General features: G+C 33.3%; 13 protein-coding genes. 4 read left to right on the forward strand and 9 right to left on the reverse strand.

Going from position 1 to position 15,189, the window contains the following annotated elements; genetic code table 11:
* The first annotated feature begins 7 nt into the window (after positions 1–7).
* Positions 8–1,279: an MgtC/SapB family protein gene (locus BTR34_RS01805; protein ID WP_068486838.1), complete on the forward strand. Its 1,272-nt coding sequence runs from the start codon at positions 8–10 to the stop codon at positions 1,277–1,279.
* A gap of 1,062 nt (positions 1,280–2,341) precedes the next feature.
* On the opposite strand, the gene BTR34_RS01810 is transcribed toward BTR34_RS01805, so the two are convergent.
* The 9 genes from BTR34_RS01810 to BTR34_RS01850 all read right to left on the reverse strand — a co-directional run bounded on the left by BTR34_RS01810 (position 2,342) and on the right by BTR34_RS01850 (position 11,509).
* On the reverse strand, positions 2,342–3,469 hold the full coding sequence (locus BTR34_RS01810) for a serine hydrolase domain-containing protein (protein ID WP_068486836.1): 1,128 nt from the start codon (positions 3,467–3,469) through the stop codon (positions 2,342–2,344).
* Between the two features lie 74 nt (positions 3,470–3,543).
* Positions 3,544–4,638 carry a type 1 glutamine amidotransferase domain-containing protein gene (locus BTR34_RS01815; protein ID WP_068487087.1) on the reverse strand — a complete coding sequence of 365 codons (1,095 nt, stop codon included), beginning with the start codon at positions 4,636–4,638 and terminating at the stop codon, positions 3,544–3,546.
* Positions 4,639–4,651: 13 nt separating this feature from the next.
* Positions 4,652–5,512 carry an SDR family oxidoreductase gene (locus BTR34_RS01820; RefSeq protein WP_068486834.1) on the reverse strand — a complete coding sequence of 287 codons (861 nt, stop codon included), beginning with the start codon at positions 5,510–5,512 and terminating at the stop codon, positions 4,652–4,654.
* Between the two features lie 19 nt (positions 5,513–5,531).
* Positions 5,532–6,137 (reverse strand): hypothetical protein, encoded by a 606-nt coding sequence (locus BTR34_RS01825; RefSeq protein ID WP_068486833.1) that lies wholly within the window; start codon positions 6,135–6,137, stop codon positions 5,532–5,534.
* Between the two features lie 100 nt (positions 6,138–6,237).
* Positions 6,238–6,882, reverse strand: a complete 645-nt coding sequence (locus BTR34_RS01830; protein ID WP_068486831.1) for a hypothetical protein — start codon at positions 6,880–6,882, stop codon at positions 6,238–6,240.
* 50 nt (positions 6,883–6,932) lie between these two features.
* Positions 6,933–8,237, reverse strand: coding sequence for a serine hydrolase domain-containing protein (locus BTR34_RS01835; RefSeq protein ID WP_082960231.1), 1,305 nt, complete (start codon positions 8,235–8,237; stop codon positions 6,933–6,935).
* A 204-nt stretch (positions 8,238–8,441) separates the two neighbouring features.
* Positions 8,442–9,104, reverse strand: a complete 663-nt coding sequence (locus BTR34_RS01840) for a hypothetical protein (protein WP_068486829.1) — start codon at positions 9,102–9,104, stop codon at positions 8,442–8,444.
* Position 9,105: 1 nt separating this feature from the next.
* Positions 9,106–9,606, reverse strand: coding sequence for an RNA polymerase sigma factor (locus BTR34_RS01845; protein ID WP_068487084.1), 501 nt, complete (start codon positions 9,604–9,606; stop codon positions 9,106–9,108).
* A 157-nt stretch (positions 9,607–9,763) separates the two neighbouring features.
* Positions 9,764–11,509, reverse strand: coding sequence for a helix-turn-helix domain-containing protein (locus BTR34_RS01850; protein WP_068486828.1), 1,746 nt, complete (start codon positions 11,507–11,509; stop codon positions 9,764–9,766).
* 1,053 nt (positions 11,510–12,562) lie between these two features.
* Between BTR34_RS01850 and BTR34_RS01855 the strand changes: the two genes are divergently transcribed.
* The 3 genes from BTR34_RS01855 to BTR34_RS01865 all read left to right on the forward strand — a co-directional run bounded on the left by BTR34_RS01855 (position 12,563) and on the right by BTR34_RS01865 (position 15,034).
* Positions 12,563–13,051: an asparaginase domain-containing protein gene (locus tag BTR34_RS01855; RefSeq protein ID WP_068486827.1), complete on the forward strand. Its 489-nt coding sequence runs from the start codon at positions 12,563–12,565 to the stop codon at positions 13,049–13,051.
* Between the two features lie 11 nt (positions 13,052–13,062).
* Positions 13,063–13,974, forward strand: a complete 912-nt coding sequence (locus tag BTR34_RS01860) for a helix-turn-helix domain-containing protein (RefSeq protein ID WP_068486825.1) — start codon at positions 13,063–13,065, stop codon at positions 13,972–13,974.
* Positions 13,975–14,188: 214 nt separating this feature from the next.
* The gene (locus BTR34_RS01865; RefSeq protein WP_068486824.1) at positions 14,189–15,034 is read left to right on the forward strand and encodes an RteC domain-containing protein; all 846 of its coding nucleotides are present in this window, start codon (positions 14,189–14,191) and stop codon (positions 15,032–15,034) included.
* The last annotated feature ends 155 nt before the right edge of the window (positions 15,035–15,189 follow it).

Consider the following 15,189-nt stretch of genomic DNA (forward strand, 5'->3'; position numbering starts at 1 on the left):
AAAATACATGGGTGAATTTGAAAAAATAACCAAAGTACTTGACCCTTATATTTTAGGTGTACTCATTAGTTTAGGAATAGGTCTTATACTAGGACTGGAAAGAGAATATAATAATCTTAAAGAAGATAAAGGATTCGCTGGAATACGAGCTTTCCCTATTGTAGCTATTTTAGGGTTTACGTTAGGCAGCCTTACCGAAACATACTCTACTTGGCTGCCAATTATTGGTTTAGGTGCTTTCATTTTCTTTTTAGGATTCAATCATTTATATAAAGAGACGGTTACATTTGAACGGAGTTTCACCACCAACATAGCTTTAATTGCTACATTAATATTAGGGTTAATGGTATCTGCGGAATACTATAGAAATGCTGTTGCAACAGCAGTTATCATAGTGACTTTACTTTCTCTTAAAACCCATTTTCATATGGTAATAAGAAATATAACATCAGATGAACTTTTTGCACTAATAAAGTTTTCAATCATAGCTTTATTGATTCTACCCTTTTTACCCAATAGCAATTACGGACCTAATGAATTGATAAATCCGTTTGAGATTGGGTCTATCATTGTCATAGTGTCCTTCTTAAACTTCATCGGTTATTTTTTAGTCAAATTTGTAGGCTCCAAAAAAGGAATTTTATTGACCGCAATTCTTGGCGGACTTATTTCAAGCACGGCTGTTGCTTGGAGCTACTCATCTCGTAGCGTTGAGTCTCCTGAACTGTCAAAAAAATATGCTGCAGGTATAATCATAGCATCAGCTATTATGTTTCCGAGACTTGCTTTTTTAACATACATATTCAATAAGGCATTATTCATTTATATAGCTATACCTTTTGCTTTATTCTCAATAATATGCCTTATTATATCTTTAATTCTCATTAAAGATGACACTAATAAACCTGACACCAATATTAATCTTGGTAACCCAATGAATCTCCTTAATGCTTTTGGGTTTGGTATTATTTATGTGGTCATTCTTTTTGCAGTTTTTTACAGCAATCAATTTTTCGGAGAAAGCGGATTATATTATTCTGCGCTAATTGCTGGTTTGGCAGACACGGATGCAATTACTATTAGCCTAGCAAAATTTGCCTCAGATGGAGAAAAAGTAAAGTTAGCCTCATCGGTCATTGTAACCGCAGTAATGAGTAATATGCTTGTTAAATTGGGAATTACTTTATTTAAAGGCTCAAAAGTTACCGGTAAATTAGTTGGTTATACTTTTGCCGGTATTATTGTAATTGGTGTTTTATATGCTTTTTTCAGTCATTGAATTTATCGATAACCGATATTCATTTTTTCAAATGAATATTCGTACTATAATAGTTTAATTATTAAGAATTATAGTTGGATTTATATAATTTGATATCTAAATAATTCATTCAATTTTTATATCAACAGTTAATCTTCCAAATTTTCGTTTACCATTTTACCACCAATATATGTTGCTAGTATTTCAATTTTAGGAATTAAAAAAGGGTTCATCTTAGTTATATCCTCATTAAAATCACAAAACCGAGAAGTTTATCCACGTATAAGGTGTGTTTAATATTCTCGGCAAAAAAGACATAGGCTGTATTTTTAATATAAACAGTTAACGTTAATTGTGTTGTAATTTTTTATTTTGAAACTCAAGCTTTTGGAAACAAAAAATGAACTGTAAAAACAGTTCATTTTCTTATTCTGTCGGGATGACAGGATTTGAACCCTACCCACATTCATTTCAAAATCAGCTCATTACAATATTTTTTTTAAATTAGGACACGTCCAAGGACATGTTTATCAGCATTATAATGCTTTCGTAGCTTAAAAATAGTAAATGAATTCCAAAAGTATTCAAAACGATACGTATTTGATTTTCAATCAATAAAAACAGTGACCCCTTAAATATTTAAAAGGTAAAATACGATCTGATATCATGCATCGGCTAAAAATTAACCGTAATAGACAAAATAAACTATCCTTTTGTATGCATATTTCAGGACGGAATAATGAATGCTAACGTTTTAAGCTATAATGTCTAGAGGAAAAAATGTTGGAGACTTTTCCGCTTTTTGCATTGATATTTTAAGATACAATAACATTTAAAGTAAACGAATAGCCAACTGATTGTCACGATATTTTCACGACCCTGTTTTTCTGTGCGCTTTTTAGCCACTATATCTTTGGCTTTAGCACTTTTCTACTGTTTTTTGAAAAGTTTTTTTTCGAAGAGAATCTGCTTATAGGCTTAAGTTTGTTGTTTGGCCATAACGGCGCTATGTTTTACGACCTACTCTTGCCCGTTTATATAACCATTGTCATGGTAGATAGCTTTCTGGACACGACTATTTCTTTAAATTAGTTTCAGAATCTTGGCGATTAAAGGTATGGTAGCTCTTACTTCCTCTGCTTGATTTAGGGTTCCAGAAACATAGGTATCCAAAGCAGGACAATAGTATAAAAACGAACCTGTACTCCCAGAATGACCGATTACTTCAAAATTTGGTAAACTGGGATGAAGTTCGTCAAATACTATTTTTCGCAATCCAAAACCGTAATACATGCCTTGAGTTTCGGATGTCCATTGTTGCATCATATCCAAGGTTTCAGCAGTTAATAATGTAGTACTGAATAGTGCTTGTTGAAACGCTATCAAATCCGCCGCAGTTGCTACAATTCCCCCACCGGCCCAATCGGCACTTAAGCTATCAAATTCAGATAAATCTTGGTCACCTACGAATACTTCAGCCATTTGCGGAGTTAAATCTATAGGTTCTGATTTTAAATTCATGTACGTATGATTCATATTCAAGGGTTGAAAAATATGTTGCTTGAAAAAATCATGCAATGTTAAACCACTAAGGTTTTCAACAATAAGCCCAAGGAGAACATATTCGGTATCTGTATAATGGTAGCCTTCACCAGGAAGAAATAGGGGTTTCATTTTTTCCTTTGTAAATTGAATACAATCTAAAGGTGTCCATGTTTTATTCGGATGTTTAAATATTTGAGAAATGACATTTGGACTTTCATCGATGGTACTATCTTCAAAGTAATCTGGTAATCCTGAGGTATGTTGTAACAGCTGTGCTATGGTAATCTTAGAAGAGCTATCCACACCGTTTATAATATGAAGTCCATTTGTAACAGTCTCAGGCAAATACTGACCAATTGCATCATTGAATGCTAATTTACCTTCTTCTTTTAATAGTGCAATGGCAGTCGCCGTAAACGTTTTTCCAATACTTGCAGAATAAAAGGGATGATTATTTGTTACAGTATTCCCGTTATAAAAAGTACCTTCTGCTAATTGAATATGTATTGATTTTGAATTTGAATATACGTTTAGAAATCCATTATATATATTCGGCTTCTGTAATTCAGTTTGCAACAATGCGCTGATTTCTTTCTCTATTTCTGTTTGTGCAGTTATGGTTAAAGTATAAAGTATAAGACAGATAAATACGATGTGATTTTTCATGGCTAATGGTTTAAAATGTTTGTTATAATATAAATTCTAAATTAAATCTGCTGAGCGTTTTTTATAAATGTATTTTATTTGTTCTCAATATCTTTTGCATAAGATGCTAATCCAAGCAAATCATAAAACTTTTTTAAATCGGCCTTTAGTATCGCAATAGCACCGTGATCTATAAGTAACGCTCTAGAAACAGTTTGTTTCTTGTCTAGAATTATTTGTTTAATCAGTACTTTAGAAGCTGTTGCTCCTATGGTTTCATAGGTATGCAAAACGGTAATAGCGTTTTCCTCTCCTGTTAGTGTTCGTTGTTTTGGCACATAGCCCAGTTGCCTTACCATGGTTTCCGCCAATAACCAAACCGACCAGGGATTTTGTCCTGTTATTAGATTTTCATCATGACTGACTTTTTCCAAATACATCAAACCTTCATTAAATACTGCTCCTTGCTCAATTAATTTGTCCTGTAATAAAAATGGAAATATGGATGCTGCTTTTGGAATTAATAAAAGCTCCTCTTTATTTGTAAAACCACTCACCTGCCTATCTTGCAAAAATGATTTTCCATTCTTCAAGGTAACATTTACAAGTGCAGCAGGTCCATGACAAACTGCACCAATAACTTTATTGGCACTGTAAAAGTCTCGTACCAATCTTTGTACATATGTATTGTCCGGAAAATCATACATGGCGCCTTTGCCTCCAACAAAATAAATTGCTTTGTAATCCTCGCCTACAACATCTTTTAACGGTAAGGTTTTATGTATTTTAGATTGTGCTTTTACATCATTCAAAAACGCATAATCAAAAATCCCCATATCGTCATCATCTAATACCACTGGAGGAATTCCACCTAACGGACTAGCGATATCTACGTCAAAACCGTTGGCCGTAAAAACATAATATGCTCGCGCTAATTCGGTTAACTCATAACCCGTTGCTTTGCCGTTAGCACCCATAACATCAGTGCTGGTAACAACCGCAAGAATTTTTCCCCTATTAAAGGGCACATTTTTATTTAGGTATGCTATCTCGCTAGCTTGGCTATTACTTAATGTAATGTCTTCTGCCGGTAAGAGACTGGCAATATGTACTCCTATAAGAATCGATATCGTACTAACAATAGCTAACGATGCCAGTACATATTTTACAATTCTGTATTTTTTAAACATAACGTATTTATTGTTAACTGTTTTCCCTAAAAAAATCATGCAATCGTTTTTCCCCAAAGCGTGGAGCAATATTATCTTCTGCCATTAGGGTTAAAAAAAACTCGACGGGGCCATAGGTTTTAGATGAAGTAAACGTGCGTAAAACCCAAATAACAAACCTTCTTATCCAATCTGGTAAATGAATTATCTTTTTTGGTTTTTGCAATGCATCCAAAGCCATTTCTCCGATTTCATTTAATGTTAAAACATCTGGTCCGCCAACTATAATTTCTTTATTGTGAGTGTTGATTGACTGTAAACAAACAATAGCCAAATCTTCGCCATGAATGGGATTGAATTTTTGTTCACCATGTCCAAAAAGGTAGACTTTTCCTTTCCTGGCCATATCCAAGAAATCTTGCATATCTGAAAAGAATCCATTTGGGCGAATTACCGTAAAGTCCAATCCAGAACTTTTTAATGCATCTACAAACTTTTCTTTGGCTTCAAAAATTTTAAGATGCCTGTAGGTATTTCCATTAATTGCAGAGACGTAGATAAACTTTTTAACGCCTGCTCTTTTAGCTTCGTTCAACAGGTTAAGGTTCGCCTGATAATCTACATCCATATAGGTTAAGCCATCTTTTTGTCTTGTAATGCCAATAGTTGAAATTACGGTGGTTACACCTTCACAAATGCCCTCTAATGTTTCTGGTTTTGTAACTTCGGCCTTAATTATTTTAACCGTTTTACTTTCCAGTAGTTTTAGCTTTTGAGGTGATCTTGCTATCAGTTTAGCGGCCATTTGGTCTTGTGATAGGGCTCTTGCGATATAACCGCCCAAGTATCCCGTAGCTCCTGCAAGTAAAACGGTTTGTGAATTAGTCTTCTTCATTTTTAATCTACTTAATTTTTTATAACCAGCTAAACCCTAATCCTACATTAAAGGTGACTGCATCCCTATGCGTATCGCCGTCTAAAAAAGCGCGACCAAGTACTACTTTGGATTGTATATTAAGTGCGAAATTTTTCTTTTTATAAATTTCATCCCCCGTACTGGCCATAACGGCACATCCAAAATTCCAGTCGTCATTAACGGTATCTTCAATATCATAAAGTGCTGGTGAATCAATGGCGAGACCAATACCACCATGAAGCCACCAACGGTCCTTTACCCAATACTGTAGGGAGGGAATAAAACCACCAAAATGCCTGTCGTTGTCTTCAAATTCGTAAACCATACCCGGCATTGAAGCGGTAATTGCCAAATTATCATTTAACATATAACCAACTTTTAGTTCTGGGAAACTAAGGGCTCCTTGTGAATTATCGAAGGTTTTTATACCTCTACTATCTTCTACACCGATTATGCCTCCTCCGAGACCGAATTCGAAGATGAATCCGCTACGTTCTGACAGGTTTCCAGATTTTGTAGTATTCTGTGCAAATGCTACAGTAGAGCTTAGTATGCAAATAATACATACTATTTTTACTAAAACTTGTTTTTTGATTGTTTTCATAACTGTTCGTTCTTTGATTGTTTTCTAATTTGATGCAATACATGCAATGGCGAATCGTCTTGATGCATATTTAGGGACCCTATTAATTGTAGAAATTCAATTAAAATTTATACCCCACATAAAGATTGGGTTCAAATAGGAAATAGTTTTTCCACTTATCATCCAATACTTTAAATGCTTCAGGTGTATTGGTATCGAACATCCAATTTTGAAAATGAAATTGAGGTTCTACGAAGAATCGTTTCTTTTTTCCAAAAGCGATGTGATAGCCCACATGGTAGGACGTATAAAGCTTAAAACCGTTTGCTATTTTAGTATCGTCTTCATCTATATAGGTTTTGAACTGTGGTAATACTTCTACCGAAGCAAACAGCCCTTTCCATAGCATTCGCTGGTAAGAAATTCCTATCCCCGTTTCTCTTACATGGCCTGGATAGAACTCACTTTCTGTGTCTATCTTGTCCAAAAGTCCATCCCACCATTGTATTCCCATAGGTTGAAATAATCTCCACGTTGCAAATTTTATCCCAACGATATTTTTGGCATCCAATTCTTTCTTAACATGAAATTCAATATGTTGCGTATTTGTCCTCTCGCCTCCTTTACCAATGTTACCTAGGATAATTGCGGGAAAGCTTATTCTGTATTTGTGATCGTTTGTATCCGTTTTAACGTGTATGGTATCGCTTTGAGCAAAACTGTTTATTGTAAAAAACGTGAAACTGAATAATAATAATTTTTTCATTTTGAAGTTTTTTGATTGATTATGATTGAAAGTATTTTAATTGTTGCGTTTTAATTATTACTGATAAATTCTTCTACTGCTTGCGTGATAATGGATTTGGTATCTTCCCACTTTAATTCGTTAACGGTAAAGGTGCCATCCATGTTAGATATAATATAGAACCCTGATGAGCCGTCCTGTTTTAATTGAATATGTGAAGAGACGCCCAAACTGTTGCCTCCGTGCACAATATTTCCGTTTTTCATATACCAAAACAAACCATGGTTTTCCGCAAAATCAGAAGGCACAATACCAGGTTCTAACTGTTCTTGAAACAGCAAATCATAATAGTCCTGAGCAAATAAGGCAGACCCTTCTCCCCTGGCCCCTTTCATCATATCCAATAAATAGTTGCTCATATCATCGCTATTGCTATTTAGGCCACCTTCTACGTAACCATGATTTCCGTATCTTGGAAATGGTGAACTACTGTCATAATATTGCGTTGCCATGTTCTGAAAGTCAATGGCGCTAATATCATAGGTGGAGTTTGTCATTTGTAAAGGGCTGAATATGTATTTTGCTACATAATCATCAAAAGAATCCCCAGATGCATATTCAATAATATACCCCAGTAAAGTGGTTGCATCATTTGAGTATGCCCACGTAGTGCCAGGCAAGGTATTTAAATAATTGTCTGGGCTGTAGAGCTCTCCGTCTTCATCGAAGATTTCCGATAAATACACATCTAAATCTACTTGCTCCATTTGTTGCATTCCTAGTTCATTAACCAAAATGCTTCCTATACCTGTAGTTATATCTTCGCCTGGCAAGATGAAATAGTTACTTGCGATGTAAGTTTCCGGTACATCTACAATTCCAGATGTATGGGTAACAAGGTGCTTTATTTTAATATTTCCAGTTGGCTGTTTAGGGTTCTTGATTGCTATTGGTAACAGATCATTGATATTGGTTTCTAGTGTAAAAAGACCTTGTTCTATAGCTTTTGCTACCGCAGCTCCTACAAACGTTTTGCTTACAGAAGCCAAGTTGTTTACCGTTTGATTTGTATACCGTGTTTCATTTGCAATGTTGGCATACCCAAAAGATTGATGAAAAGCTTTGGTATTACCTATACTCACGTTTACCGAAAACCCGGGAATCTCTTTAGTATTTGCAATATCTTCTAAATAGGTCGATAGCTGTTCCGATGTGGCTATACCATTTGGCGTTGGATTTTGAATGCTATCATCGTCCTTAGTACAGGATATATGTACAGCTGTCATACAGAGTAATAGAAAAATCATCAATTGATTTACGTTTCTACTCTGGGCTTTTTTTTTTAAAGTTGTGCGATGTTGATTTAAAAAATTCATTACTGTTCGTTTTTTATTGATTTGTATTAATTTGACAATGCAAATTTGAGGCAATAGAAGTCTTCAATCGTCCGAGATTATAATTTCGAACGTTCGGAATTATGGTCTAAAGTTTTATTTGAAAATAGGGTGCGTAATCCCTGGGCCATAAATTGAAAGCTAGCTTTAAGGGTTAAAAAAAGATGATTTTAGATAAATCTATTCTTATGCTTCTACTTGAAATTCTTCAATTTCTTCGAGGTACTGTAATGCTTCGTTCACTTGATTACCACTCCCTAGTAACAACCAGTTGAGCCATTTTTTATTCATGTTCTTTGAACGAAGTGCCCTAAGTATTCCCAATGATAGGACTTCCAATAGGATAGTGACAATCCCAAAGGACACGATCATGTTATAGTTTAATACATTCATCAAATCGATATCGAAAACGACCTTGAAAAAGAAAAGACCTACAAATGGCCCAAAAGGCAGTAGATAAGCCGCAATCCTTAAATTTTGCACAATAGCCGTTTTCAATTCGGCCAACTTTTTTTGAAGCTTCGTGATCGGGGCATCATAATCCAAAGAAAGGATTCGTTTTAATTGTTGGACGGATGTAATAACCAACCATATCGAAAAAAAGGCAATAGCTCCCCCGGCCAACATAAAGTACCATGTACCCCAATGGGAGACCATAAAATAGAGTGCGTACGAAGCCAGAATACTATAAAATAATAAGGTGCTGACGGGCAAAAAAAGCAAACCTTTTATAGATGATTTGGCCTTGTCCAATTTCACTTCCCGTAGTAATGCACCGTTAAGTTTTCTAGTGTTTTCCAATAATTGTTCGTTCTGTTTCCAGAGGTCTTGAATGTTTATATTTTCCATTTTACTTTTGTTTGAATTTTTTCTTCAATTGTTTTTTAATCCTGTTAATTTTCGTTCCTACATTACTGACCGAGATGCCCATCCCTTCTGAAATTTCTTTATGACTGTTACCATCTAAATACATAATTAAATTAGCTTTGTTCAATGGGTCAAATTCCTGTATAAACGCTCTTAATTGTTTTATTTTTTCATCATATTCGTTAGTTTCCTCTTCTGCAACAATGACTAACTTAGATGGTATGGCTAAAATGTGCTTTTCTCTTGTTCTTAATTTTCGATTATGAGATATTGCTACATTAAAAGCTACCCGATACATCCAAGTGGTAACTTTCCCTTTATGGTCAAAGCTGTCATAGCTTTTTAGTAGTTGAAAGATGATTTCCTGAATTAAATCTTCTTGCTCGTTACTATCTGAACAGTAACTATTAACGATTTTGTAAATCAAGTTTCTATTCTCCTCAATAATTATTGATATGTCAATTTTGTTTGAAGGCGTTTTCATTGTAACACAGCTATACTTCATTAATCGTTTTAGGGGTAAAAAAATCACACATTTTCTGTAAAAACTATTTCAAACTTAGAAACAATAGAAGTGTCAGTCGTTCTAATATATAATTCAGAACGACTTAAATAGAAGAAAATAAAATACGGGAATAACCTTAGTTACTATTGGTCTTAACCCATTGACTTGGTGTTAAACCTTCTATTTTCTTGAAGTAGGTATTAAAAACACTTTTGGAATTAAAGCCACTATCATAGGCTAATCCTAATAGGGTAATGTTTTTGAATCTTTTGTCCAAAGCAATCCTTTTAAAGTAATCTAAACGATATTGGTTAATATAATCGTTGAAGTTCTTGTCATATTCCGCATTTAATAACCAAGACAACTTATTAGGATGCAATTTTATACTATTGCCCAATTCCTTTAGGGAAAGATTGGCATTTAAAAAGGGCTCATTATCTTTTACAAAACTATCTAAAACCAATTTGTATTTTTTGATCTCAGCTTCATTTAAAAGATGGGAAGTTTCTTTTTGTACGGTAATGGTCTTTTCTTTTTCTATCAGAAGAGATCCGGACAAAATAATTTCCTTTTCAATTAAAACAAAACGTTTGTGTTTTCTTAAAGGGTCTAAAAAGGGATCCAACTGAAAATTGATAAGTTGCCCAATTTTCAGTTTTATTTTTTCTTCAAATACCTGAAGTGCCCTATCTATTTGGCCAGAATGTATAAGGAAGTAAAAATGCCAAGGATAAATGCTTTTAAAACTTTCTTCAATATTAATAGCAACCGAATCAATCGCTTTGTTAACTTGTTTTTTATTAATTAATCTAAAAAGAACTTCACAAATTTTAGGACTAATCAATTGGGGCATCGAAGCTATATAATCGTTGAATTTAGTTGTGTCTTTCAAAAATATGAAACAGGCCAATTTGGTCTCAATAGCCAAGGTGAAATTCGGGTCTATTCGTAGACATTCATCTAAATTATCAATGGCTTTATGATACTCCCTTTTAAGAAAATAAATATTACCTTTTGTAAAATAATGGTTGGGAGATAATGGGCTTATTTCTATGGCTTTATCAATATTCAACAGTGCTCTGTCTAATTGATTTGTAGCCATGTAAATTTCTGCTATTCCTTCATAAGCTATGGCATAACTAGGATTTTGATATAATGCTTTGTTTAAAGAAGCTATTCCCTTGTTATAATTCCACTCATTCCAAAAACTTAGGGATGACTTTGCAAAATACCCCAGATAAGATGTGGATTTAATCTGCAAGCCTTGGTTCAAATAGCTATTGGCGTTTGCTACCCCTTTATTTTTATCTAAAACTCCCCAACTCGCTAAAATACCGTACGACCTACTTAAGGCAAAATACGCATCATAAAAATCGGCATCAATTTCAATACTTTGTTTGTAGCAATCAATGGCTTTGAAATAATCTTCTAAATCCCAGTTGAGTTGATATGTCCTTCCTTTTAGATAAAGTTTATATGCATTGATATTTTTGGTACCAATAATCGAAATGTGTTTGGAAATATCTAGATGTCCAAAATTCTCCCTTATTTGTTCGGCAATTATTAAGCTTATTTCGTCTTGAAGCTCAAAAATATCTTCTAATTTCCGGTCAAAATTCTGTGACCAAACCTGAAAACCATCATTTGTCCGTATCAATTGAACATTTATACGAATCCTTTTATTGAATACTCGAATACTACCTTCCAGAACCGTTGAGACGCCCAACTGATTACCAATATGCCTAACATCTATATTTTTATGTTTAAATGCAAAAGAAGAGGTTCTCGCTATAACTTTTAATCCCTTTACCGTGGTTAAAGCATTAATGATTTCTTCGGTAATACCATCACAGAAATAGTCGTTATCAATATCATTACTCATATTGACAAACGGTAATACAGCGATAGACTTTTGGTTGATCAAATTGTGATTTTACTTAAATAAAGTTAAAAAATAATAATTGAAATTAATTTCCTTAAAAATAGTTACACAACAATCCAATCGAACATAGTCACACTTCACTCCCATTGCCAGACAGTTCATAACTGTTTATTCAATGCTTGTTTATTGTTTTTTAAGGATATTCTTGTATCTCGTTTATAGGTGCCATTACCTTTTCAGAAAACGCTACAATTTTTCAAGAGTAAGAATCTTAAAAAATTTAGGCTAGATGAAACGGCAGCAAAAGAACCTTGGAGTACCAAAATGTCTTGGACAAACCACTTTTTTTTAGGATTTCATTCCCTTAACTCTTCCAGCCAAGCCGGGAAGGAATACTACATTACCATCAAAAACTCTTCGAAAATCTTCTAACTGAAAATAAAATATTCAGGTTCAAATCCGAGTTACCCGATAGTTCAAAGGATAAAGCCCTTTATTTAAAAGACTTTTGAACCGTAAGCATAGAATAGGACACGTATTAGGACACGTTCGATGCCGAAATTAGCCTGATTTGGGGTGATTTTACAATATTTATAAAAACGTAAAATCCTGATAATCAATTAATTATCAGGATTAAAATGTTGACAAAATGTTAAAAGTCGGGATGACAGGATTATCCATCATATCATAAACCGAACTATATCAATAAGTTACAATAGCTTTTTCAAAAAAGGTAACCGAATAGGTAACTTTCGTAATCAATTTGATTGTATTTCAAAGATACTATAATAATTCAAATCAATTAGTTGCAGATTCTATGAAACTAATCTAAAATTATAAGATTTTCATTTTAAAGCACTAATTAAAAATATTTCGAATTAATTCAACAAATACTGTTGATTTTGTCTAAAATCTATCAATAAAGTAAGAATTTTAATATTAAATATGTAAATTAATAAGATACCAAGAATACCCCAAACCAAGTTACCAAACATCTTTATTGAAAATAGCAGAGTAAAGTAAATAACCTTTACCTGCCTAAACCTACTTATAATGATTTTGATAATTACAACAGGAGGCACTATTGAAGGCATTGAGCACAGTAACGAGTCCGAAAATGAAGGAACCCTCGTCTCAATACAAAGTATACTTCAAAATGTAAATATTTCTCAGGAGTACCAAATAGAGAAAGCATTTTCAAAAGATAGCCGCTTTATCTCTAATGAGGATAGAAAAATACTACAGCAGAAAATAGTTCAAGTTAATAACAGTCTCATACTAATTACCCATGGAACAATTACTATGGTAGAAACTGCTATTTATCTAGGTAAGCTTCATTTGGATAAGACAATAGTTTTAGTAGGTTCATTTATTCTAGGCACTGAAAAAAATTCAGATGCTACTTTTAATCTAGGCTTTGCATTAGGTGCTCTTCAAACCTTATCTAATGGAGTTTACATCGCTATGAATGGTAAAATATTTATTTGGAATAATGTAAGAAAAAATACAGCTAAAAACAGATTTGAGAAAATTCGAAACTAAAGTCAATCTATATGTTTGGAACATCAATTCATTGGACCACTTTTTTCTTTTTACTTATCGACTTGCTGTTGGTTACTTTAGCGTTTATACAATCCAAAAGACTAATTCAAACTAATTTAAATAGGTATATAATTCTCGGTTCACTATTTATTCTATACAACTTTACTGGAGGCATACTTCCCATTGAAAATTTTCCTGGACCTTTTATAATACAATATATTATTACCTATGGCGTATCTATTGCAATGTGTGTATATTTCGTTAAATACCTGTATGATGAATATGATATCGAGGTCTTAAAATTTGGCCTATCAGTTTCAAATATAGCATACTACGTAATCGCCTGTTTTATATTATTATTTCTAGTACCATATTTCTTTAATGATTCTATTGAATCTTCCAGAATCTACTTTTCTATTCCTGTTTCCGCTATTTGTTTGTATATCTGTTGGGCGTTTTATAAGAGAATAACAGTAAAAGAAAAACCATATCCACTAGTCGTTCGTAGAAATCAGTTTTCGCTTATTGGAATAACTTGTATTGGTTTATTACCTATTTTAACCGTTTTAGGTGATTATCAATGGTTGACTTTTACCGTTATAAATATTGCCTTTTATTGCATCACTTTTATGGAAATTGATAGGTATCTCTACTTACTAGAAAACAAAGGTAAAATGCAACAGGTATTCACATATTATCAACATTTGAATACTAATAGTATCCATTCCAAGCTCATAAAAAATGGATTGACAAGACGAGAAATAGAGATTGCAATGTCAATTTTAGAGGACAAAAATTATAAACAGATTTCCAAGGATTTGTTTATTGAAGAAAGTACGGTTACTAAACATGCCTCGAATATTTTTAAAAAAACTGAGGTGAAAAATCGAGGTGAATTCCTTAAGGTATTTTCGATTCCTTAAATCCGTATAAAAATACGGGCTTATCCGTAGAAAAATACGGCAATTTGCACTCATAATTTTTAGTCATTCCCATTATATTTATATCCTATGTCAATGGAAAGAAGCCCCACATTACATTTACACATAGAGATAGGATATTTATGAACCATTTTATATAATCCGCATTCTTAAGGAGGTCATTTTCCAGATATAGTTGCATAACTAAATCGATAACATGACTGAGCCCCTAAAGGAAATATCGAATGAGTTTTTAGAACTTCTTAAAGAAATTGAATCCACACATTCTACATCTATAGAGTGCTCTACTAATGCAATACTTCTTTGCCGAAAAACCCTCCATACCCTTAAGAATCTGGTTTTACAATCTAATTTCGTTTCCCTAGAAGATGAGATTGACTTTTTTAAGCATACGAAACAAATTTCAATCACACCTCTAATTTACTATTCTGAAGTACGCTCTTTTGAACTTCAGTTTCCTGTAGCCAATAGTACATCTCAAAAAAAGTATATCAACAAAAAAATAGCTAAGCTAAATAGATTCTTCATTTACAATATTGACTTTGTGCAATACATTCAAGAAGGACATTCACACTTCGACCATCAATACTTTACTAGAAAATTCTCTGATTTATATCATATCGTTTCTTCTAAATTCTATTTTCAAGACCCAGATTTCACAACTGCTCGTGATATGTTATTAGGAAAGGTCAAAGCATATCAGAAATTTATTGAGTACCTCAAAAATAGACTTACAACAATTAGTATGAATAGCACTATAGGGCAATCCAATCAATTAAACTCTAGTTCTAATTTGCATTGGACCTCCTCAAAAGCCGGACTTACAGAGTTAATATATGCACTACATTCTACCAGTTCCATAAATAATGGAGATGCAGATATTAAAGAAATTGCAATTGCCTTACAAAATACCTTTCAATTTGACCTTGGTGATTTTTATAAAACATATGCTGAAATTAAAACTCGGAAAATAAGTAGAACAAAATTTCTGGACACCCTATCTACTGGTCTGACTTCATTTATGGAAGAATCAGAAAAATGATTAAAGAATACCGTATTACGGTTAACCTCCTGCTTTTACATAATTAATAGTACTTCGACTTAAAATCTTTACTCTAATTCGCATAAAACGCTGGGACTGCCCATAACTTCATAAAATTTGTAGGTGTTAAATTTTTACCGTAGTACGGTGATACT

This window comes from Maribacter hydrothermalis (assembly GCF_001913155.1).
GTDB lineage: Bacteria > Bacteroidota > Bacteroidia > Flavobacteriales > Flavobacteriaceae > Maribacter > Maribacter hydrothermalis.